This is a genomic window from Paraburkholderia rhizosphaerae (assembly GCF_004366595.1).
GTDB lineage: Bacteria > Pseudomonadota > Gammaproteobacteria > Burkholderiales > Burkholderiaceae > Paraburkholderia > Paraburkholderia rhizosphaerae.
The window spans coordinates 88,671-111,533 of the sequence record NZ_SORE01000021.1 but is presented as its reverse complement, the minus strand read 5'-3'; the positions used below and the strand labels follow the sequence as shown (position 1 = coordinate 111,533).

Here is a 22,863-nt window from a genome sequence, read left to right as displayed (position 1 = left end):
TGCGAACCAGGCAATGAATCCATAGGAGCGAATGACAGTCGTCGGCATGCATAACTAATCACTAATGCAATTCGCGAGAAACTTTAACTGTCCTCAATCGTTACAGGCCCCTATGCTCACACTATCGCCCGTTACGGTTGTGTGACGCTGCATGCGCGCCAAGCGCGCACGCGTCACGCGCCGAACGATGTCGGCACCGCCACACACTATTACGCCGACACACCGGGCAAGCGGGTTTTCAATGTCATTAGGGCGAACATCATGAAGATCTGTGTTTTCGGAGCAGGGGCGATTGGAGCGATGATGGGCGTGCAGCTCGCGCGCGCTGGCGCGGACGTCAGCTTTGTTGCGCGCGGCCCGCATCTCGCCGCGATGCGCGAGCATGGCGTGCGTGTATTGATGGATGGCGAAGAGGTGTCCGCTCGCGTGCGTTGCACGTCGGATCCGGGCGAGTTGGGCGTACAGGACTATGTGCTCATCACGCTGAAGGCACATTCGGTACCGGCTGTCGTCGATGCGATGCAACCGTTGCTGGGCAAGCACACTGCGGTAATCACCGGCGTGAACGGTATTCCGTACTGGTACTTCTATCAGCACGGTGGGAAATTCGCGGGCACCCGGCTCTCGAGTATCGATCCGGACGGCACTCAATGGAACAAGCTCGGACCGGAGCGAGCGATTGGCTGCGTGCTGTATCCGGCCGCTGAAATCATCGAGCCCGGCGTAATCAAACACGTGTACGGCAAGAAATTCCCGATTGGCGAACCGAGCGGCGAGCGCACGCCACGCATCCAGGCGCTTCATGAAATGATGACCGCGGCGGGCTTTGATGCGCCGATTCGCGACAACATCCGCGACGAAATCTGGCTGAAGCTGTGGGGCAATTTGTGCTTCAACCCGATCAGCGCGCTCACGCATGCGACACTCGATCTGCTTGCGAGCGACCCCGGCACGCGCGACGTTTGCCGCACGATGATGGCCGAAGCAAAGCGTATTGCCGAACCGCTCGGCGTGCATTTCCGCGTCGATATCGAGCGGCGCATCGATGGCGCGGGCGCGGTTGGCGCGCACAAGACGTCGACGCTCGTCGATCTCGAACACCGCCGGCCGATGGAGATCGATCCGCTGCTCACTGTCGTGCAGGAAATGGGGCGCCTGGTGGGCGAGCCCACTCCGACCATCGACGTGGTACTCGCGCTGGTCAAAATGCGCGAAAGAATGGCGCTCCGAAACGATTGATCGATTTGATCGCCTAGTCTCGTAGCGGCATCGAACGAGGATCGAATGCGTGTCGCGCATTCGATCCTTTTTTATTTCCGACCATCGTCGTCAATGATCGAGCGCAAGCCAGACCGACTTGGGCTCCGTGAAGTTTTCGATCGCCACGTCGCCGTGTTCACGGCCGAACCCCGAATCGCCGGTGCCGCCCCACGGCAGACGAACATCGGTATAGCCATACGTATTGATCCATACGGTGCCCGCCTTGAGCGCATGGGCGATACGATGCACGCGGCCGATATCCGCGCTCCAGACCCCTGCGGCGAGGCTATAAAGCGTGCCGTTCGCAATACGTATCGCGTGCGCCTCGTCGTCGAAAGGGATCACGCTCGCGACCGGCCCGAAAATCTCCTCCTGCGAAATGCGCATTTCGTGCGCGACATTGGCGAACAAGTCGGCTCGACAAAGAAGCCGCGCTCACCGATCCTCGCGCCGCCGGTCACGAGCGACGCGCCTTCGTTTTTACCGATGTCGATATAGCCGAGCACAGTCTTCATCTGCGAGGCTGAAATGAGCGGCCCCATGCCCGTTTCGCGCTCTGTCGGGTCGCCGACCTTGATCGACTTTGCACGCGCCGCGAGGCGCTCGACGACGTCATCGTAGACGTCGCGATGCGCGAGAATCCTCGAGCCCGCCGAGCAAACCTGGCCCGTATTGAAGAACACGCCCGAAGCCGCCGCGCGTACCGCGCTATCCAGATTCGCATCCGGAAAAATCACGTTTGCCGACTTGCCGCCGAGTTCGAGCGTGACACGCTTGAAATTACTCGCCGCGCCCTGCAGAATCCCGCGGCCGACGGAAGGCGATCCGGTAAACGTCACCTTGTCGATGCCCGGATGCGCGACGAGCGCGTCGCCGACCACACTGCCCTTACCTGTCACGACGTTGAACACGCCCGGCGGCACGCCTGCTTCGAGCGCGAGTTCGGCCACGCGCAGCGCGGACAGCGGTGTCACTTCCGCGGGCTTCACGATCAGCGTGCAGCCGCACGCGAGCGCCGGCGCGATCTTCCACATGCCGATCATCAATGGAAAATTCCACGGCACGATTGCCGCGACCACGCCGACCGGCTCGCGCACCGTGTATGTCAGCGCATCGGGCCGCACCGGCACCACTTCGCCATTAATCTTGTCGCACCACCCTGCGTAGTACGCAAGCGTGTCGATCGTAGCGGGCAGGTCCTGGCGCAACACGGACGCGATCGGCTTGCCGGCGTCGAGGCTTTCGAGCTCGGCGATCTGCTGCTCATTTGCGCGCAGCAGGTCCGCGAAACGCACGAGGATGCGCCCACGCTCGCTGGCGCGTATGCCGTTCCATACGGGCAGCGCGGCGCGCGCGGCACGCACCGCTGTATCGACATCCGCTGCACTGCCCCGTGCGACCCGCGCGATCGGTTGCTCACTAGCGGGGTCGATATCGACAGAGTATTCGCCGCTGCGTGGCGGCACGCGTTCACCATCGATTAGCAAATCATGGCGTTGAAGGTCGGATTCGGTGCCCATGGTGGTACTCCTTGCAAAGAGAGGACCCGGGCCTACGAAAGCCGAAACGTGGCGCTCAAACGTGGCGCTCTGTTGCTGGCGTCAGTCGCGACTCCGGTCGCGTTTCAGGCGGTGTTTTCAGGCCTGTCTGGACGCGAGCAGCGGTGCGGCGCCTGCGGGCGCGGCCGGCGTAGGTCCGGACGACGCGTGCTCATTGGCAGGCGACGTATCGGACAGACGGCCCGATGCGCGGCCGCGGTCGGAGAAAAGGGACCATACGGCTTCGGCATTGGGGCGCAACGTCCGGTTGCGTTGCCGCACGAGCATCGTCGTGAACGATACTTCAGGCAGCAAGGGGCGCGCCACGAGCCCGGCAGCCGGTGCCGGCCAATGCGCGCCGATCGGCAGTACGCCAATTCCCAACCCTAATTCGATCATACGTATCACCGCGGCGACGTGCCCGCATTCCTGCATGCGCCGCGCTTGCACACGATGCGCGTTCATGCCGCGCTCGACCGCAGCGCGGCTGCCGGCATCGGCATTCAGCGTAACGAGCGCACTGTCGCCGAGCGCGCTCCACATCAGCGTCGTGCCGCGTGCGAGCGCGTGTGTGTCCGGCATTACCGCGCACAGCGGAGTGGAGAACAATGGTTGCATTTGCAACGTGTCGGAGCCTGGCGTGTCGAGGTCCGACACCACGCCGAAATCGACATCGCCGTGCGCGACGCTTGCGAGCACCGCTTGTTGCGGCTGGTCGATCACATCGACAGTCACACCAGGAAAGACCACCGCACACCGCGCGATGCCGTCCGGCACCCAACTCGACGATAGGACCGGATTGCTCGCAATCGTCACCACGCCGGTATGGCCATGGTGCGCGGCGCGTTCTTCACGCAGCGTCAGATCGATTTCATCGAGGAGCTGGCCGATGCGGCGCGCGAGACTCGCGCCCGCCGGCGTCAGTTCGACCTGGCGTGTGGTGCGGTCGAACAGTCGGAGTGAGATCGCTTCTTCGAGTTCGCGAACGCAGCGGCTCACGGCCGACTGGGTCAGATCGAACTCGCGCGCCGCGCGCGTAAAACTGCGCTGGCGCGCGACAGCGACGAACACCTTCAATTGCTGCAATGAAACGTTCATGTGTCCGCCGCTATGCTTCAGGTCAGGCTATGGGTTTACTCGCCGGTTTGTTCCGGCCACGTGCTCAGTCGCGACGGAGCCCCGCTTTTGCTGGCTTCACGCAGCAGCGGATCGCTTTGCTCGATCCAGCGCGTACGCATCGGCGCAAGCACGAACTTCGCCGACACACCGGCCGCGATTGTGATCACCGCCGCCACGATAAACACCATGTTCCAGCCGCCGGTAGCCGCGAGCACCGATGCGATCGGCACCAGCAGCGATGCCGTGCCCTTCGCCGTGTACAGCGTGCCCGCGTTGGACGCGGCGTACTTGCTGCCGAACGTATCCGCGCAAATGGCCGGGAAGATCGAGAAGATTTCGCCCCAGAACAGGAAGATCAGCGCGGCGAACGTCATGAACGCGTACGGGTTCGTGCCGAATTCCATCAGACCGAGCAGCGCGAGGCCTTCACCGATGAAAATCGCGAACATCGTGTTTTCACGGCCGATCTTGTCCGAAATGAAGCCGCACAGCGGACGCGTAAAGCCATTGCAGATGTTGTCGATCGACAGCGTCATCGTGAGCAGCGGCAGCGTAGCGCCGAACAGTGTCATCGGCAGCTTCGCAATACCGAAGTCCTTCGCGATCGGGCCAAGTTGCGCCGTTGCCATCAGACCGCCTGCCGCCACTGCGACGAAGCACAGGTAGATCACCCAGAACACTGGCGCCTTGATCATCTGGCCAGGCGTGTAGTCGGTCTTCGCCACCGCGAACTTGCGCTTGATCGCCGCCGCCTTGTGCGGTTCAGGCTTTCTCAACCACATCGACAGGATGAAGATCACGACGCCTTGCAGGATGCCGAAGAACAGGAACGCATGCTCATAGCCGCGAGCCGTGATCATGTTCGCGATCGGAATAACGGTGACCGCCGCGCCGGCGCCGAAACCCGCCGCCGTCAAACCGGCCGCGAGACCGCGACGATCCGGAAACAGCTTCAGCGCATTGCCGACGCACGTGCCATACACGCCGCCTGCGCCGATGCCGGCGATGACCGCTGCGATATACAGTTCGGGCAGCGTCGTCGCGAACGAATTCATCACCCACGCGACACCTGCGCAAATCGCACCGACCGCAACGACCGGACGCGGACCGAACTTATCGACGAAATACCCTTCAAGTGGCACGAGCCACGTTTCAGTCAGGATGAAGATCGAGAATGCAAGCTGGATCGACGCCTGCCCCCAGCCATGACGCGCATTCATCGGTGCGACGAACAACGTCCATGCATATTGCAGGTTGGCAACCAACCCCATGCACAAGATGCCGACGAATAGCTGGAACCAGCGGTTATGCCAGAACGCGGGGGCCGGAGCCTGCCGAGAGATGTGTTCCATGTGCTTTGTCTCCGATATGTATTCTGCAACCGGCCGGATTGCCGGATTACATGCATACCACTTGTAGTTGTGTCCCGATCGAATCGTCGGGTCTTAACGGCAATTGCCGGCTCACTGCTAAAAAACTGTTTAAAGCGCCACCTGATTCCGTTAGTCGATTCCTTTAGTCAAACAGATTACCGACTAAAGGGATCAAGCGACCTGTCCTTTGCTTTTCCCCTCCTTGCTAGCTAAGCGTTAACCCGAGCATCAAGGCCACTGTAAGCCGCAAATAGAAGACGGGAACCGCCTTTTACATTGCATGCTAGGGTCATTGCTGAATTACCGATAATTAAAGTTTGTTACCATGTCGATTCATTCCAGCTTATACATCGGCCATGACGATGAGAAATGCGACACTCCGCCAGTTGAAGGTGTTCGAGACTGTCGCCCGGCATCTGAGCTTCTCGCGCGCCGCGGAAGAATTGCATCTGACGCAGCCCGCGGTCTCCACGCAAGTCCGGCAGCTTGAAGAGCACGCCGGCTTGCCGCTCTTCGAACAGCTCGGCAAGAAAATCTACCTGACCACGGCCGGCACGGAGATGCTGCACTACAGCCGCACGATCATCCAGCAGTTCCACGAAGTGGACGAAGCGATGAGCCAGCTTAAAGGCGTGTCCGGCGGCAAGCTGAACGTCGCGGTCATCAGCGCGGGTGACTACTTTTTTCCGCGCCTGCTCGCCGAATTCACGCATCGCTACTCGGGCGTCGAACTCAACCTTTCGGTGCATAACCGCGAAGAACTGCTGCATCAGCTTGCGACGAATCAAACGGACCTTGCGGTGATGGTGCGCCCGCCGCACGAAATGGACGCCGTCAACGAGGCGTTCGCGCCGCACCCGTACGTGATCGTCGCGGCGCCCGATCATCCGCTCGCGGGTAAGCGCCGCATCAAGATGGCGCAACTCGCCGAAGAGGCGTTCGTCGTGCGCGAGCGCGGCTCGGACACATGGAATTCGATGGAAGAAGGCTTCGCGGGGCGCCTCACCAATCTCAAGATCGCGATGGAAATCAAAAGCACCGAGACGATCAAGCAGGCGGTGATTGCGGGCATGGGCATCGCCTTCCTCTCCGCGCATACGATCAGCCTCGAACTGCAGGTCGGCAATCTTGTCGTGCTCGACGTCGAGGGTTTTCCCGTGATGCTCAACTGGTACGTTGTGCACCGGAAGAACAAGCGCCTGCCACCCGTCGCGGTCGCCTTCAAGCAGTTCCTGATGGAAGAAGGCGCGAACCAGATCGAAGAGATCACCCGCGTCACGCAGCTGATCACCCATAAGTGATGCTGAATAGAATTCCAATAAAACTTTAACTATTGCAAATCCATCAGGGCTTCTATGCTTGAGGCGAGTCTTATCACTCGCCAGCTCAGGAGTCCTGCCATGAATCACGCTTCGGTTGCCACACCTAACGCTTCGCCCGCTGCTCACGTCGCCGCGAACAGCGCCGAAGAAGCCAATCTGTGCGCGTACAACAGTGCCTTCAGTGACCTCGGCCTGCGTTTTCGCTGGGATAGCGAGACCATCGACGTGCTGAAGCAGGAATTCAATACGGAAATCGCGCGTATCACCGCGTATATCGAGCGGTTTCATGCGCACCTGTTGAATGCGTACGAGGCCGACTTTCTCGCACAGTTGATCTTCCAGAAGAAGACTGAGTTTTACCGCGAAGCGGCGGCTGATTGAGCCGGTTGGCGCTGCGCGAAGATCGATGGCGTGGCGCCCGACCGCGGGCGCCCGTTCATGTCGATGCTCAAATCGATGCAATTCGCGCAGACGCCGCTTTATGGACCGCTTCATCGTCCGATACCCCGATTGCGTCCAGTCTGACGCCGATCGCCGCGATTACGCAGCGCGCAGTGTCTCGCAGCCCTGCTCCGCGTCGGCGCAACGGTTAGTGTCCAGCGCTGCGTAAAATCGTCTGACGGCCACCTGTTCATCGCATCGGCACGCCATTCGACACGGAATAACGCCGCGCGCCGCCGCGTCGAGCCGCAATGTGCGCGATGCGCGGGATGCCAGCGACGTCCGTGCGCCGCGGCAACCAGCAGGCCGTAGCGGTCATCCACGGTCGCGGCCAGATGCACGCCCAATGCTGCGGAAAGTCCGGCCGCCGCGACCAACACCGAAAGCCCCAATGCCGGAGACGCCTCCGTCACGAAGCCATAGCCAAGCCAGATGCACAGCAGCAATGCGAACAGATCGACGAGCGCGCAACCCGGGCACGCGCTCACATGCGTTTGTACTGCGGCGCGCATGGTATTGCGCAGTCTGAAGAATGCGAGTGCGGATGCGGCGACCAGCAATGCACCGGCGAATACCGCGACATACAGTTCGATGCGCTCGCCGCTCTGCTTCAACGTCAGCGTCCACGGAGAAGAAAAATACCGCACGAAAGCGCCGGCCAGCGAGACCAGTCCCACGCCACAACAGGCGATAGTTGCAAGCGCAACCAATGACTGGCGACGCCGGCCGCTTACGTCGCCGATATCGGGCTGGTCCGAACCAGCCACACCATCCGGCATGTTCTCTCCTCGATCTGTACCGCCGATCATTTATTCATGCCGTTTCAAACTGCGCTCGCAGCGGCGGATGCCGCTTGCTGACCGGACAAGCCCGCTGCCGCAAGCCGGTTCGTCAAAGTGCCGATTCCGTCGATCGTGACTGACACCGCCCCGCCGTCCTTGATCGAGCCGACGCCGAGCGACGTGCCGCATGCGATCACGTCACCGGGTTCGAGCGTCATGTCCTGGGAAATCATGCTGACCTGCTCCGCCGGCGTGAAGACCATATCCGACAGCGGATAGTTCTGACGCTCGACGCCGTCGAGTGTCGTGATGACGCGCGCCGATCGCCAGTCAAAATCCGTCGCGATCGCGGGTCCGATACAGCAGAAGGTATCGAATCCTTTCGCTCTGCACCATTGAGGAAAGTGCGGATTTTCGTTAAGGAGTTCTGCGGCAGTCACGTCGTTGACGATCGTGTAGCCGAAAATCGACGCAGCCGCTTCGTCGACGCTCACATCGCGGCAGCGCTTGCCGATCACGATGCCAAGCTCTCCTTCATAGGCAATCTTCCCCGCATAATGCGCGGGTCGCCGGATCGGCTCGTCGGCGCCGATCACAGACTCAGCCGGCTTGATCAGAAACAGCGGATGCGCAGGCACCGGCTTTTCCAGCTTCGCGGCGAGTGCATGAAAGTTATTCCATAGCGCGACGACCTTGCGCGGCGCGCATGGCGCCAATGCTTTCAACGCGCGCACCGGCCATACCGCGCCGGTCGGCACCGGATGCTCGAGGCTCAGGTGTTCGTGCAGATTGCCGTCTTCGACCTTGCCGAACACGACGCGGTCATCCGTCGACAAAAAACGCATCCAGGTTTCCATACGTACTCCGTTACGCAACCGGCGTGGTTACGATAATAGGGCCACGCCGGTGCTTGTTGCATACACAACGAACGACGCTTTTTCAGATTCGCCCTGCGCCGCGCGCCCACTTGTACTTCGCGCCGAGCACCGCCACCGGAATTTCCGTCGAATACGCATAAGCCGGCACGCCATGCTGATACAGGTACTCGGCTGCTTCCTCGACCTGCACGTCGCCCGCAAGCGATGCGACGATCGGCTTTTCGATGCCCTTCGCCTTCATTTCTTCTTTCACTTCGATCACGAGCTTCGCGAAGACCATCGGCGGCGTAATGATCGTGTGCCAGTAGCCGAGAATGATCGAATGGATGCGCGGGTCCTCGAGACCGAGCCGGATCGTATTCGCGTAGGTGGTCGGTGGCTCGCCGCCGGTGATGTCGACCGGGTTGCCCGCTGCGCCGAATGGCGGAATGAACTTGCGGAATGCCGCGTCGAGATCGGCGGGCATCGTCATCAGCGAAAGGCCGTTGTCGACGCACGCATCCGACAGCAGCACCCCCGAACCGCCCGCGCCGGTAATGATCACGACGTTCTCGCCCTGCGGCGTCGGCAGCTTCGGAATACCGCGTGCGAATTCGAGCAGGTCGCGCAGCGACCGCGCCCGGATCACACCGCACTGCTTGAACACATCCTCATAGATGCGATCGTTGCCCGCCAGCGCTCCCGTGTGCGAGCTCGCCGCGCGAGCGCCGAGGCTCGTGCGACCGGCCTTGAGCACCACCACCGGCTTTTTCTTCGACACCCGCGCCGCGGCTTGCGCGAACGCGCGGCCATCCTTCAGATCCTCGCAGTGCTGCGCGATGATCTCGGTGTGCTCGTCCTGTTCGAAGAACGTCAGCAGGTCGTCTTCGTCGATATCCGATTTGTTGCCAAGGCCGACAATGGCGGACACACCCATCTTCGCCGAACGCGAGAAGCCGATAATCGCCATGCCGATGCCGCCCGATTGCGACGACAGCGCCGCCTTACCCTGCACGTCGTATGGGGTGCAGAAGGTCGCGCACAGATTCTTCGGCGTGTAATAGAAGCCGTAGATATTCGGGCCCATCAGCCGAATGTCGTATTCGCGCGCAATACGCACGATTTCTTCCTGGCCCTCGACATTGCCGGTTTCCGCGAACCCGGACGGAATCAGCACGGCGCCCGGAATTTTCTTCTTGCCAACTTCGGTCAATGCAGCCGCAACGAATTTCGCGGGAATCGCGAATACCGCGACGTCGATATCGCCGGGCACATCGAGCACGCTCCTGTACGCTTTGCGGCCGAGAATTTCATCGGCTTTCGGGTGAATCGGCAGGATCTCGCCCTTGTAGCCACCATTGATCAGGTTCTTCATCACCGAGTTGCCGATCTTGCCGTCCTCAGCCGATGCGCCGATCACCGCGACCCGGTCCGGCCGCATGATGCGGTTCATCTGCCGCACGATGTCCTGCTGGCTCGGCCGGTAGCGCGGCGCAGGCGGCGCGAAATCAAGCACGATCCGCACGTCCGCCGCGATCGCGCCGTTTTTGCTGGCAAATACCGGGTTCAGGTCCAGCTCGGAGATCTCCGGAAAGTCGGCGACGAGCTGCGATACGTTCTGGATCAGCGTCGCGAGCGCGTCGCGATCGACCGCTTCGCCACCGCGTACGCCCTTCAGGATGTCCGCCGCGGCAATGCTGTCGAGCATCGAACTCGCATCGTCGAGCGTCGCGGGCGCGAGACGGAACGTGATGTCCTTCAGCACTTCGACGAGCACGCCGCCCAGACCAAATGCGACGAGCTTGCCGAACGACGGATCGGTCACCGCGCCGATAATCACTTCCTGGCCACCGCCGATCATCTGCTGCACCTGCACGCCATGCAGATTCGCGCTCGCGTTGTAGCGCTTCGCGTTGTCCATGATCGTCGCGAAGCCGCGCTCCACTTCGGCCGCGTCCTTCAGGCCGACCAGCACGCCACCGGCTTCGGTCTTGTGCAGGATCTCGGGAGACACAATCTTCAGCACCACCGGGAAGCCCATCTGCGAGGCAATCTGCGCGGCCTCGCGCGCGTCGGTCGCGAGCCCTTCTTTCGGCACCGCGATGCCATACGCGTCGCAAACCAGCTTGCCTTCAGGGGCCGTCAGCGACGTGCGGCCTTCCGCTTTTACACTGTCCAGAATGTGCCGCACGACCGCCTTGTTCGGCTCAGCCGCGCGATTCGACAAGTGAGCGCCGCCGCGATCCTGCAGCGATAGGGAGTCTTCGTATGCCATATCGTCTCGTCTCCGATTCTGGTTATGAAGTCACCCGGCCTGCCATCTGCCGGTTGCTGTGCCGGCAGGCGACGCATCAAGGACACGCGCACTGCCGGCTTGCTACACGCACACCGTTACCGCTCAGATTGCGCCCGCGGTGCGCAACAGGTCGATCTGTTCCGGCGAATAGCCGATCTCGGCCAGCACTTCGTCGGTATGCTCGCCAAGCAACGGCGAGCGCGTGACGTCTGTCGGGCTGTCCGACAGCTTGATAGGATTGCCAACGGTCAGATATTTACCGCGCACCGGATGATCGACCTCGACGATCGTGCCGGTCTTGCGCAGCGACTGATCTTCCGCGATCTCCTTCATGGACAGGATCGGACCGCATGGAATGTCGTACTTGTTGAGGATGTCCATCGCCTCGAACTTGGTCTTCGTCATCGTCCAGCGCTCGATCTCGGCGAAGATTTCCTTCAGGCGCGGCAAGCGCGCAGTCGCCGTTGCGTAGTCGGGATCGGTCGCCCACTCTTCCTTGCCGATCACGTTGCAGATCTTCGCCCACACCGGCGCTTGCGTGATGAAGTAGATGTACGCGTTCGGATCGGCTTCCCAGCCCTTGCACTTCAGAATCCAGCCCGGCTGGCCGCCGCCCGACGCGTTGCCGGCGCGCGGCACGGCTTCGCCGAACGTGCCGTTCGGGTACTGCGGATACTCCTTCATGACGCCGGTGCGCTCGAGGCGTTGCTGGTCGCGCAGCTTCACGCGGCACAGGTTCAGCACGCCGTCCTGCATCGCGGCGAGCACCTTCTGGCCGCGGCCAGTCATCGTGCGCTGGTACAGCGCGGTGACGATGCCAAGCGCGAGGTGCAGGCCCGTGCCGCTATCGCCGATCTGCGCACCGCTCACGACCGGAGGACCATCGTCGAAGCCGGTCGTCGACGCCGCGCCGCCCGCGCATTGCGCGACGTTCTCATAAACCTTGCAGTCCTCGTAAGGCCCGGGGCCGAAGCCCTTCACCGACGCGACGATCATCCGCGGATTCAGTTCCTGGATGCGTTCCCACGAGAAGCCCATGCGGTCGAGCGCGCCCGGCGCGAAGTTTTCGACCAGCACGTCGCAGCTCTTGATCAGCGTTTCGAGAACCTGTTTGCCTTCCGGATTCTTCGTATCGATGGTCACCGACCGCTTGTTATGGTTGAGCATCGTGAAGTAGAGGCTGTCCGCATCGGGAATATCGCGCAGTTGCTCGCGCGTAATATCGCCCGTGCCGGCCTTCTCTACCTTGATCACATCGGCGCCGAACCATGCCAGTAGCTGCGTGCAGGTCGGACCCGACTGCACGTGTGTGAAATCGAGAATGCGCACACCGTCAAGTGCCTTACCCATGATCTGTCTCCTCCCTGCTTCACTTGTCGATGGTCGGGTGAATCGCGCGCCGCGCGTCGCCGCGAGCACCGATGCCGGGGTTGGGGAATAAAAGTTTTGCGGACATAGTCGTCTCCTTATCGATCGTGATCTGGCGGTTATCGATGGACGCGGCCGGATTCGCTGGCTTGTAACACGACAGACATCATGTGCATGTCCCGATCAATACGGTATGTGATATATCACAATGCAGCAAGCGTATTTTGATGCTGCGGCGCGCCACTGTCTGATCCTGCGAAGCCTTTCCTGGTAAGGCGTTCCGCGTGTTCTCAGCACGCGAATTGCCTTCGACCGAGGGAAAATACCGACCACTCCTTCGTCTTGTATCGCTCTGATATATCACATACCATATTTCACAGCCCGTCAAGAAGTGTTTCCCACTGCCCCAGTCCCGAAACGAACCCAGTGAGGAGTCTGTGAACATTCACGAATATCAGGCGAAAGAACTGCTAAGAGGCTATGGCGTCGCGGTGCCGAACGGCCGCGTCGCGTTTACGCCGGACGAGGCAGAGGCAGCGGCGCGCGAACTCGGCGGCACGGTATGGGTCGTCAAATCGCAGATTCATGCGGGCGGCCGCGGCGCGGGGCGCTTCACTAACGATCGTAATGGCCCGGGTGGCGTGCGGGTGGTCAAGTCGGTCGACGCGGTGGGAAAAAACGCCGCGCAGATGCTGTCGTCGGTGCTGGTGACGAAGCAGACCGGGCCCAGCGGGCGCGAAGTGAAGCGCGTCTATATTGAAGAAGGCTGTGCGATCGAGCGCGAGCTGTATCTCGGGATGCTGATCGACCGCGCGACCTCGCGCATCACGGTGATGGCGTCGACCGAAGGCGGCATGGAAATCGAGGAAGTCGCGGCGCGCACGCCGGACAAGATCCTGAAGGTCGCGATCGATCCCGCCACCGGTCTGCAGCCGTTTCACGCACGGCAGATCGCTTTCGGGCTCGGCCTCGTCGGCAATCAGATCAAGGCCGCGACGCAGTTCATCGTCAATGCGTACCGCGCGTTCGTCGAGCTGGATGCATCGATTGTCGAGATCAATCCGCTCGTCGTGACCGCATCGGGCGACGTCGTCGCACTCGACGCGAAGATTAATTTCGACGATAACGCGCTGTTCCGTCACCCGCCGATCGAGGCATTGCGCGACGAAGCCGAGGAAGATCCGGCCGAACTCGAGGCCGCGAAACACGGACTCAACTATGTGACGCTCGACGGCAACATCGGCTGCATGGTGAACGGCGCCGGCCTCGCAATGGCGACCATGGACATCATCAAGCTATACGGCGGCGAACCGGCGAATTTTCTCGATGTCGGCGGCGGCGCGACGAAGGAGCGCGTCGCGACCGCGTTCCGCCTGATTCTCCGCGACCCGAAGGTCGAAGCGATTCTGGTGAACATCTTCGGCGGCATCATGCGTTGCGATGTGATCGCCGAAGGCGTCGTCAGCGCCGCGCGTGAAGTGGATCTGCGTGTGCCGCTCGTGGTGCGTCTCGAAGGCACGAACGTCGAGCTCGGCAAGCAGATTCTGCGCGACTCCGGCTTGCCGATTCTGTCGGCCGACCATCTCGCGGATGCCGCCGACAAGGTCGTCAGCGCGGTCCGCGCAAACGGCAAAGCGAATCTGACAACCTCCGCAGATCAACACTCGGGAGCACACTGACATGGCCGTTCTGATCGACCGCAACACCAAAGTGATCTGCCAGGGCTTCACCGGGTCGCAAGGCAGCTTTCATTCCGGGCAGGCGCTCGCGTACGGCACGCAAATGGTCGGCGGTGTGACGCCCGGCAAAGGCGGCGCCACGCATCTCGGACTGCCGGTATTCAACACGGTCGCCGACGCCGTCGACGCGACCGGCGCCAACGCATCGGTCATCTACGTGCCGCCGCCGGTGGCCGCCGACGCGATTCTCGAAGCGCTCGATGCCGAAGTGCCGCTGGTCGTCTGCATTACAGAAGGCATTCCGGTGGTCGATATGGTGCGCGTGAAACGCGCGCTCGCCGGCTCGAAGACGCGCCTGATCGGGCCGAACTGTCCCGGCGTGATCACGCCGGGACAATGCAAGATCGGCATCATGCCCGGCCATATCCATAAACCGGGGAAAATCGGCGTGGTGTCGCGCTCGGGCACGCTGACTTACGAAGCGGTCGCGCAAACGACCGCCGCGGGCCTCGGCCAGACGACCTGCATCGGCATCGGCGGCGATCCGGTGAACGGCACGAACTTTATCGACTGCCTCGAGATGTTCCTCGCCGACGACGACACGCACGGCATCATCATGATCGGTGAAATCGGCGGCTCCGCGGAGGAAGACGCCGCGCAATTCCTGAAGGACGCGCGCACGAAGAAACCGGTGGTCGGGTTTATCGCGGGCACGAGCGCGCCGCCGGGTCGGCGGATGGGTCACGCCGGCGCGATCATCTCGGGCGGCAAAGGAACCGCGGGCGCAAAGATCGACGCGATGCGTTCAGCCGGCATTCATGTCGCGCAATCGCCGGCGGCACTGGGCGAAACGATGGTGCAGGCATTGCGCGCACATTGAGCGCCGTGCGGCATCGCACATAGTAGAAGGACGGGCGCACCGCATCACATGCCGCGGATGCGCCCCAGCAAATAAAGAAGAGAAGCGGGTTCGCAGATGTAAAAAAGCCAGCGGGCGATAAACCCGCTGGCTTCCTTTTTCTGACATCGACAGGCACGAACCTGAGCGCAAACCGCGCCCTCTTCGGCCAACCAGTCAATCAGTCCAGAAAATCGCAGTTCGCTTCGACAAAGTCGGCGAGATCGAGCGAATGCTGGCGGACCAGCCGTTCCGCAAGCTCGGTATCGCGTTGTTCGAGCGCTTCAATAATGCGCAGATGGTCGACGATCGAACGCGATGCGCGGTCGCTCTGCGAAATCGTCAGCCGGCGAATCGCCCGCACGTGGATGAAGATATTCTTGATCGTCTCGAGGATAATCTGCGACTTCGAGAGCTCGACGATCGCCTGATGAAACGCGATATTCGCGTCCGAATACTCGGCGATATGCTCGGCCGGCGTCGTATCGCGGAAGTTGTCGAACATATGACGCAGCCGCGCGATTTCCGTATCGGTCGCGTGCAGCGTGGCCAGACGCGCGGCCATGCTTTCCAGCGCCGCCCACATCTGGATCATCTCGACGATTTCACGCTTGCTCTTGCGCACGATATAAATGCCGCGCCGCGGCACCATGCGCAGGAAACCTTCCTGCTCGAGCAGCGTCATCGCCTCGCGCACGGGCGTGCGGCTGACACCGAGCGTCTCGCTAAGCAGTCGCTCATCGAGCCGGATTTCATCCTTCGACTGATAGATGTCCGCGTCGGCAATCGCCTGGCGGAGCATCGCATAGGCCTGGTCGCGCAGGCTGGCGCTCGCATTGATCGGCTGCAGCGCCAGCGTCAGCGGCGTAGCCACACCATTTTCAGTTTGAAGATCCGACGACATTCATCGCCTCTTTTTTGACAGATGCACGGAACGGCGCCGGCACGAAGACACCACCGTTTCCGCCCGCGAGACCGGCAAACCGGCCATGTCTGGCCGCGCTGGCTGCTACGCTCAGCGGTACCAGATTCGTCAGCAAAACGGTCGCGGCAGAGCCGAGACCCACAAAACCGACAGCAAGCAGCGCCAGGGATACGAAGTCCATTTGATGCTCCACATGATTGAGTGTTCGGAATGACTCAATCATATGCTGCGGCGCGGCATACGTCAATAACTTTGTATGTAGTATATCAGGCCGTGTTGCGTTTCGAACTCGGTGAAAAACCTAACATGCGCATCGCGAATTTTTCAGAATCGGCCCACGCGGCAGCGCGCGCAACGTTCGTGCGCGGCAATGCAGCAGTCCTGCCCAGCTTGTCTCGCCTTACTTGCGTCATACCAAACAGTGTAAACTTTCGCAGCGCATCATGACGACGACGCATGGACCATATGTTGCTAATCGTCATATTGCCAAGAGACCAACGAAGAAATATTGTCTCGCCATCGCCACTTAGGCGTATAGCGTCGAGCCGTCATATGCAGTCAGTCAGCATATAAATTGATGAGTTTTCGGCCCGTTTCCACAAAAACACGCTGAAAGCTCAAGTTAATCCAGCTGATGACCGATAACGAACAAGACGTACCCCACCGGAGACCGACCCCATGAGCAGTATTGCAAAGCCAGGCGACAAAACCGGCTCGCCCTCGTTCTTTTCCAAGCAGGCGACTGTCGCCCGTCCAGGCTTTTCGCGCTGGATGGTGCCGCCGGCCGCCCTCGCGGTACACCTGTGTATCGGCCAGGCCTACGCGTTCTCCGTGTTTAACGGACCGCTGACGAAAGTCATCGGCATTACGCAGTCCGCACCGGATGACTGGTCGCTGACCACGCTCGGCTGGATCTTCTCGCTCGCGATCGTGTTCCTCGGCCTGTCGGCCGCGTTCGCCGGCAAGTGGCTCGAGCATGTCGGTCCGCGCCGCACGATGTTCACCGCGGCGTGCTGCTTCGGCGGCGGCTTCATCGTTTCCGCGATCGGCGTGTGGACCCATCAGATCTGGTTGTTGTACCTCGGCTACGGCGTGATCGGCGGTATCGGTCTCGGCCTCGGCTATGTGTCGCCTGTGTCGACGCTGATCCGCTGGTTCCCGGACCGCCGCGGCATGGCGACGGGCATGGCGATCATGGGCTTCGGCGGCGGCGCGATGATTGCCGCACCGCTGTCGGTGGCGCTGATGAACCATTTCAAGAGCGCAACCAGCATCGGCGTGGCTGAAACCTTTATCGTGCTCGGCATCGCGTACTTCATTTCGATGACGATCGGCTCGCTCGCGATCCGCGTGCCGCCGGCAGACTGGAAGCCGGCCGGCTGGACGCCGCCCGCGACGACCACGACGAAGATGATCACGCGCAACCACGTGCACATCGACCAGGCGTTGAAGACGCCGCAGTTCTACCTGATCTGGCTGGTGCTGTTCCTGAACGTGACGGCCGGCATCGGCATTCTCGGCCAGGCGTCGGTGATGATTCAGGAAAGCTTCAAGAGCACGGTGACGGCCGCGGCCGCGGCGGGCTTCGTCGGCCTGCTGTCGCTGTTCAACATGGGCGGCCGCTTCATCTGGGCGTCCGGCTCCGACTGGCTGGGCCGCAAGAACACGTACTTCGTGTTCTTCGTGCTGGGCGCGGTGCTGTACTACTTTGTGCCGACCTTCGCGGACTCGGGCAATATCGCGCTGTTCGTGCTGTCTTACTGCGTGATCCTGTCGATGTACGGCGGCGGCTTCTCGACCGTGCCGGCGTATCTCGCTGACATGTTCGGCACCGCGTTCGTCGGCGGCATTCACGGGCGTCTGCTGACGGCCTGGGCAGCGGCAGGCGTGGCAGGCCCGGTGCTGGTGAACTACATCCGTGCGTATGAAGTCGCTCACGGCGTCGCGAAAGCGGATGCGTACACGCTGACCGTGCACCTGATGGCCGTGCTGCTCGTGATCGGCTTCATCTGCAACCTGCTCGTGAAGCACGTCGACGAGAAGCACCATATGACCGAAGCGGAACTGGCCGCCGAGAAATAAGAGGACATGTCTATGAACACCACGAATCAGGAACATCCGTCGAACAAGGGCCTGCTCGTTATTTTCTGGCTCTATGTGCTGATTCCGCTCGCATGGGGCGTGACCAACACGCTGGCGCAGGCGATGAAGCTGTTCGGCTGAACACCGCTGCAATCGATCGCTGAATGAAACATGGCCGGGCGCAATGCCCGGCCATGTTCGTTTACAGCGCGCTTTCGTCCATAGCGTTTTCGTCCATAGCGTCCGCATCACCCGCCCGGGTCAAGCCGCAACGGGAATGTAATCTCGAAGGTCGTACCCTCCCCTTCGTGCGATGCAAAACGCAGTTCGCCGTGCAGCTTGCGACACAATTCGCTGACGATCGCGAGGCCGAGTCCGGCGCCCGGCACATCGTCCTGATTCGCGCGCTCGAACTCGCGAAATACGCGCTGCTGATCTTCAGCGCAAATACCAACTCCAGTATCCGACACACGCAGCCGCCAATGCGCATCGCCATGCGCGCGCATATCGAGTTCGACCTCGCCCACCTTCGTATACTTCGCCGCGTTGGTCAGCAGATTGAGCGCGACCTGCTTAAGCTTCAACCGGTTGGTCGTAATCGTCCGCAGCTGCGGATCGAACCGGTGCACGAGACGCAAGCCCTTCGCTTCGATTGCGGGACCGCACGACGCAACCAGTTCGTCGAACAATACCCGCAGGTCGAACGCTTCCGTCGCCAACGGGTTGTTATCGCCGAGCACGATCGAATATTCGACCAGTTCGTCGACCAGCGTTTTCATGTCGGCCGCCTGCCGGTTCGCCAACGCGAGCGCCGCATTGGTTCTGGCCGGTGCGCGCGCGATCATCTGCAACGCCATCGCGAACACATTCAGGAAATTGCGCAGATCGTGCACAACGCTGCGCGTGATCTGCATCCGCGATTCATACAATTCGCCGACCAGCTTCTGCTTGAGCAGCAACTCGTGATTCGCGCGCTCGAGCTGGCCCGTGTATTCGTCGATTTTCCGGTCGCGCTCGGTCACCACCTCGCGAATGGAAGTGAGCGTGACGAAGCTGATCGCCTCGTCGACGAAATGCCTTGCGCGTTCCTCGTGGCGCCGCGTGAATGTCGGATGACCCTGCGCAAAACTGTCGATCGCGCCCATCAGAACCTGGCGCAGCAGATCGAGTTCGCGCACCAGCTCGTCGATCCGGTAGCCCTGCTTCCAGCGCAGTCTGCCGTGCTGCCTCGCATTGCGCTCGATGGATGGCTCGACCTCGTCGAGGTCCTGGTCTTCGAGCGCGCTAAAGATTTCTCCGAGAATCTCGGGGACGTGATCGGATAACTGCTCATGGGTGAGCCGATCGGACTCCGAGAGATCGGCGTCGTTGAATACCGCCTTCATCCATCGTTCGGTCAGATTGACCCGTTCCAGGCGAAGGTAGTCGGCAAAAAGGCGCAGTGGTCGTGATGGTTGCACAGCCATTGGCGGGTCCCTGCGACGAAGCACGACGAATGTAGACGGACCGGTGGCGCATACGCCGGACCATCACCGATGTCCATCGTACTACGACTTGAGCCGGTACCCGGTTTTGAAGATCCACGCGATCACCGCGAGGAAAACGGCAAGAAACAGCGCGGTCATGCCGAGGCTGATACCGACGCTCACGTCGGCGAGCCCGTAAAAGCTCCAGCGAAAACCGCTAATCAGGTAAACGATCGGATTGAACAGCGCGACCACGCGCCATGTCGGCGGCAGCATCGCGACCGAGTAGAAACTGCCGCCCAGAAACGTCAGCGGCGTGATGATAAGCAGCGGGACGATCTGCAGCTTCTCGAAGTTGTCGGCCCAGATGCCGATGATAAAACCCAGCAGACTGAAGGTGACCGACGTCAGCACGAGAAACAGCACCATCCACAGCGGATGCTGGATTTGCAGCGGCACGAACAGCCCCGCGGTCGCGAGAATGATGAGACCGAGAACAATCGATTTCGTCGCCGCCGCGCCGACATAGCTGATCACGATCTCCAGATACGACACCGGCGCGGAAAGCAGTTCGTAAATCGTGCCGGTGAAGCGCGGGAAATAGATACCGAATGACGCATTCGAAATGCTCTGCGACAGCAGCGACAGCATGATCAGCCCCGGCACGATAAACGAGCCGTATGACACGCCTTCCACTTCCCGAATGCGTGAGCCGATTGCCGCGCCGAACACGACAAAGTAAAGCGACGTGGAAATAACTGGCGCGACGATGCTTTGCATCAGCGTGCGGCCGGTGCGCGCCATTTCGAAGCGGTAGATTGCGCGGATCGCGTACAGATTCATGATTGCCCCCGCACCAGGCTCACGAAGATATCTTCGAGCGAGCTTTGCGACGTTTGCAGGTCCTTGAAGCGGATACCCGCATGATTCAGATCGTTCAACAGCGTGACGATACCCGCGCGTTCGCGCTCGGAGTCGTACGTATAGATGAGTTCGGAGCCGCCGTTGCCGAGCTCGAGCCCATAGCCGGACAGCGCCGACGGCACCGCCGCGAGCGGCGCCTCGAGATGCAGCAGCAACTGCTTCTTGCCGAGCTTGCGGATCAGCTCGCTTTTCTGTTCGACGATCACAATCTCACCCGCATTGATCACGCCGATGCGGTCGGCCATTTCCTCCGCTTCCTCGATGTAGTGCGTGGTCAGCACGACCGTCACGCCGCTCGCGGTCAGCGAACGCACGAGGCGCCACATATCGCGCCGCAGCTCGACATCGACACCCGCGGTCGGCTCGTCGAGGAACAGTACGCGCGGCTCGTGCGCGAGCGCCTTGGCGATCAGCACGCGGCGCTTCATACCGCCGGAAAGCGTCATGATGCGGTTATCGCGCTTCTCCCACAGCGACAGGTCGCGCAGCACCTTTTCGACGTAAGCGGGGTTCTTCGGCTTGCCGAACAGCCCGCGGCTGAACGACACCGTGGCCCACACGGTTTCGAACGCGTCGGTGGTGAGTTCCTGCGGAACGAGGCCGATCAGCTCGCGCGCGGCGCGGTAGTCGGTCTGAATGTCGTGACCGTCGACGCTGACGGATCCTTCGGACGCCCTGACGATCCCGCAGATGATGCTGATCAGTGTCGTCTTGCCCGCGCCGTTCGGCCCGAGCAACGCAAAGATCTCCCCGCGCTGGATCGACAGATTGATCCGCTTGAGCGCGTGAAAACCGGAGGCGTACGTTTTTGACAGGTTGGAGATCGATATGATTGGCGGCATGCCCGCGACGATATCAGATACGGCCCCGCTTTGCCGACGCGGTCATCGAAGATTCATCATCGTCACGGACATGCGCACTACTGCGGGAAGCCTAATGTGGTCGCCTTCGCGCGCAGTTCCGCGAAGCGGCCGCCCGGCATGCTCTGCGCGAGCGCACCCGACGCCGGCGCGCCGGTTTGCTGCGCATTGTCGATCGAGCCGACGCCGCTCGCCCCTGACGGCGCAATCGGACAGGCGGAGCCGAACGTGCCTTGCGTGACGGCAATCGGCGGCGCGTCGGTGCGCGGCGGGTCGGTCAGATCAAGCGCGTACGCCAGGTTAAACGTGTTCGGATCGGTCGCGCGCACGCCGAGCGGATCGAGGCCGAAGCGCCACATCAGCAGCTGATGGATCGAGCTTGGGTCGAACGGATAACGTGCGACCTTCGCGGCGCTCACGCGCGGCCCGAGCAACAGGCACGGCACGCGAAAGCCGAGCCGGCCGTCGTTACCGAGCGCCTGCTCGGCGGCCGACACCGGCTTTACCGGCGACGCGACGTGGTCCATAAAGCCGCCCCACTCATCGTAGACGACGATCATCAATGTCGAGCTCCAGGTCGGACTCGTGCGCAGCGCGTCGTAAATCTGGCCGAGCAGCACCTGACCGTTGCGCACGTCCGCGTGCGGATGGTCATCGTTCGAGATGCCCTGCGCTTCGCCGCCGAAGCTCGGGTCGACCATGCAGAACGACGGCAGCGAGCCGGCCGCGGCATCCGCGAGGAACTGCGCGAACAGCTTCGAGCGGGCCGCGTAGCGTGTGCCGTACAGCGCGGTGAACGGCACATCGTGAAAGTAGTAACCCGATGTGATGCCTTTCGCGTCGAGCCGGTCCCAGATGGTCGGCAGCGACGACGTATCGAGCGTGTCGCTTAGACGGTCCGTTTCACCGCTATGCAGATAGACGCGGTTTGGAAACGTGTCGGCCAGAATGCCGCTCATGTAGTAGTCGCAGACCGTATAGAGCGGCACCGCGCCGCGGTAGAAATCGAGGTCCGCCTGCTGGAAAAATCCGATCGGCAGCAGGTCGCCGCGCGTAAGACTCGTATTCTGCGTCAACAGGAAGCCATTCATTGCGCCATTAGCAAGATGCACGCGCCCCGCGTCGTATGCATGGTTCGGGTCGGCGAACGAACATGCCTGAAATCCATATGCCGGGTTCGAGGCTAGCGCGAACGGCGTCCGCACTTCGCCGAACGCATCGGTAAACTGCCGCCCGGCGGGCAAGCCTTCCGCGTTCGGCACCCAGCCGAGCAGGTGATCGAACGAGCGGTTCTCCATTGTGACCAGCACGATATGGTCGATACCCGACGCGCCCGGGTCCGGCAACGCGGGTCGCGGAAGACTCGCACGGTCCGGCGGAATCTGGCCGATGGCCGTGCCGGCCGGCGTCGGGCCCGAGCCCGGATCGTCACCACCGCCGCCCCCTCCGCAAGCCGACAGCGCAACCGAACCGACGATCGCCGCAACGAGTTGTCTGCGCACCCAATCCGGTTCGTCAGTGCTCTGCGCGGATGAAGGGCTCGAATGGGTTTTGCGGGTGGGGAAAAGCGGCGGGCTCATTGCGAATGTCCTTATTGGTAGCTTGTTGGTAGTGACCCTGTGCGAAGCAGCTATCGATATCGCTACCGATGCGCGCATTCAGCATCCGGCATA

The 22,863-nt window shown here is 61.5% G+C and carries 19 protein-coding genes and 1 pseudogene; 7 read left to right on the top strand and 13 right to left on the bottom strand.

Annotated features, from left to right (window positions below):
- The first annotated feature begins 261 nt into the window (after positions 1–261).
- Positions 262–1,239 carry a 2-dehydropantoate 2-reductase gene (locus tag BX592_RS24575; RefSeq protein WP_134195480.1) on the top strand — a complete coding sequence of 326 codons (978 nt, stop codon included), beginning with the start codon at positions 262–264 and terminating at the stop codon, positions 1,237–1,239.
- Between the two features lie 90 nt (positions 1,240–1,329).
- On the opposite strand, the pseudogene BX592_RS24570 reads toward BX592_RS24575, so the two are convergent.
- The 3 genes and pseudogenes from BX592_RS24570 to oxlT all read right to left on the bottom strand — a co-directional run bounded on the left by BX592_RS24570 (position 1,330) and on the right by oxlT (position 5,269).
- Positions 1,330–2,780, bottom strand: a pseudogene (locus tag BX592_RS24570) (aldehyde dehydrogenase family protein).
- A gap of 117 nt (positions 2,781–2,897) precedes the next feature.
- The gene (locus BX592_RS24565; RefSeq protein WP_134195477.1) at positions 2,898–3,896 is read right to left on the bottom strand and encodes a LysR family transcriptional regulator; all 999 of its coding nucleotides are present in this window, start codon (positions 3,894–3,896) and stop codon (positions 2,898–2,900) included.
- A 35-nt stretch (positions 3,897–3,931) separates the two neighbouring features.
- Positions 3,932–5,269, bottom strand: a complete 1,338-nt coding sequence (gene oxlT / locus BX592_RS24560) for an oxalate/formate MFS antiporter (RefSeq protein ID WP_134195475.1) — start codon at positions 5,267–5,269, stop codon at positions 3,932–3,934.
- Positions 5,270–5,646: 377 nt separating this feature from the next.
- Between oxlT and BX592_RS24555 the strand changes: the two genes are divergently transcribed.
- Entirely contained in the window at positions 5,647–6,591 is a 945-nt protein-coding gene (locus tag BX592_RS24555; protein WP_134195473.1) for a LysR family transcriptional regulator, read from the top strand.
- A 99-nt stretch (positions 6,592–6,690) separates the two neighbouring features.
- Complete coding sequence (locus tag BX592_RS24550; RefSeq protein ID WP_134195471.1) at positions 6,691–6,993, top strand: hypothetical protein; 303 nt, start codon at positions 6,691–6,693, stop codon at positions 6,991–6,993.
- Positions 6,994–7,103: 110 nt separating this feature from the next.
- On the opposite strand, the gene BX592_RS24545 is transcribed toward BX592_RS24550, so the two are convergent.
- From BX592_RS24545 to frc, 4 genes are all read right to left on the bottom strand, one after another.
- Positions 7,104–7,832 carry an NAD(P)(+) transhydrogenase (Re/Si-specific) subunit beta gene (locus BX592_RS24545; RefSeq protein WP_166676452.1) on the bottom strand — a complete coding sequence of 243 codons (729 nt, stop codon included), beginning with the start codon at positions 7,830–7,832 and terminating at the stop codon, positions 7,104–7,106.
- A gap of 44 nt (positions 7,833–7,876) precedes the next feature.
- On the bottom strand, positions 7,877–8,692 hold the full coding sequence (locus BX592_RS24540) for a fumarylacetoacetate hydrolase family protein (RefSeq protein WP_134195467.1): 816 nt from the start codon (positions 8,690–8,692) through the stop codon (positions 7,877–7,879).
- An 82-nt stretch (positions 8,693–8,774) separates the two neighbouring features.
- The gene (locus BX592_RS24535) at positions 8,775–10,967 is read right to left on the bottom strand and encodes an acetate--CoA ligase family protein (protein WP_134195465.1); all 2,193 of its coding nucleotides are present in this window, start codon (positions 10,965–10,967) and stop codon (positions 8,775–8,777) included.
- A 123-nt stretch (positions 10,968–11,090) separates the two neighbouring features.
- A complete protein-coding gene (gene frc, locus BX592_RS24530; protein WP_134195462.1) occupies positions 11,091–12,338 on the bottom strand; it encodes a formyl-CoA transferase in 1,248 nt (415 codons plus the stop codon).
- 455 nt (positions 12,339–12,793) lie between these two features.
- Between frc and sucC the strand changes: the two genes are divergently transcribed.
- Together sucC and sucD are read left to right on the top strand one after the other, a co-directional pair.
- Positions 12,794–14,035: an ADP-forming succinate--CoA ligase subunit beta gene (sucC, locus tag BX592_RS24525; RefSeq protein ID WP_134195460.1), complete on the top strand. Its 1,242-nt coding sequence runs from the start codon at positions 12,794–12,796 to the stop codon at positions 14,033–14,035.
- A 1-nt stretch (position 14,036) separates the two neighbouring features.
- Positions 14,037–14,915 (top strand): succinate--CoA ligase subunit alpha, encoded by an 879-nt coding sequence (gene sucD / locus BX592_RS24520; RefSeq protein ID WP_134195458.1) that lies wholly within the window; start codon positions 14,037–14,039, stop codon positions 14,913–14,915.
- 199 nt (positions 14,916–15,114) lie between these two features.
- On the opposite strand, the gene BX592_RS24515 is transcribed toward sucD, so the two are convergent.
- Both BX592_RS24515 and BX592_RS24510 read right to left on the bottom strand, forming a co-directional pair.
- Positions 15,115–15,837 (bottom strand): GntR family transcriptional regulator, encoded by a 723-nt coding sequence (locus BX592_RS24515; RefSeq protein ID WP_134195456.1) that lies wholly within the window; start codon positions 15,835–15,837, stop codon positions 15,115–15,117.
- Entirely contained in the window at positions 15,815–16,039 is a 225-nt protein-coding gene (locus BX592_RS24510) for a hypothetical protein (RefSeq protein WP_134195453.1), read from the bottom strand. The genes BX592_RS24515 and BX592_RS24510 overlap by 23 nt, the downstream gene beginning before the upstream one ends.
- A gap of 497 nt (positions 16,040–16,536) precedes the next feature.
- Between BX592_RS24510 and BX592_RS24505 the strand changes: the two genes are divergently transcribed.
- Positions 16,537–17,940 carry an L-lactate MFS transporter gene (locus BX592_RS24505; RefSeq protein ID WP_134195451.1) on the top strand — a complete coding sequence of 468 codons (1,404 nt, stop codon included), beginning with the start codon at positions 16,537–16,539 and terminating at the stop codon, positions 17,938–17,940.
- 12 nt (positions 17,941–17,952) lie between these two features.
- Positions 17,953–18,081: an MFS transporter small subunit gene (locus BX592_RS24500; protein WP_134195449.1), complete on the top strand. Its 129-nt coding sequence runs from the start codon at positions 17,953–17,955 to the stop codon at positions 18,079–18,081.
- A 107-nt stretch (positions 18,082–18,188) separates the two neighbouring features.
- Here BX592_RS24500 and BX592_RS24495 read toward each other — a convergent pair whose 3' ends face one another.
- From BX592_RS24495 to BX592_RS24480, 4 genes are all read right to left on the bottom strand, one after another.
- Positions 18,189–19,406 (bottom strand): sensor histidine kinase, encoded by a 1,218-nt coding sequence (locus tag BX592_RS24495; protein ID WP_134195447.1) that lies wholly within the window; start codon positions 19,404–19,406, stop codon positions 18,189–18,191.
- Positions 19,407–19,487: 81 nt separating this feature from the next.
- Positions 19,488–20,249: an ABC transporter permease gene (locus BX592_RS24490; protein WP_134195445.1), complete on the bottom strand. Its 762-nt coding sequence runs from the start codon at positions 20,247–20,249 to the stop codon at positions 19,488–19,490.
- Complete coding sequence (locus BX592_RS24485; protein WP_134195442.1) at positions 20,246–21,172, bottom strand: ABC transporter ATP-binding protein; 927 nt, start codon at positions 21,170–21,172, stop codon at positions 20,246–20,248. The genes BX592_RS24490 and BX592_RS24485 overlap by 4 nt, the downstream gene beginning before the upstream one ends.
- Before the next feature lie 77 nt (positions 21,173–21,249).
- A complete protein-coding gene (locus BX592_RS24480; protein ID WP_134195440.1) occupies positions 21,250–22,770 on the bottom strand; it encodes an alkaline phosphatase family protein in 1,521 nt (506 codons plus the stop codon).
- Positions 22,771–22,863 lie beyond the last annotated feature (93 nt).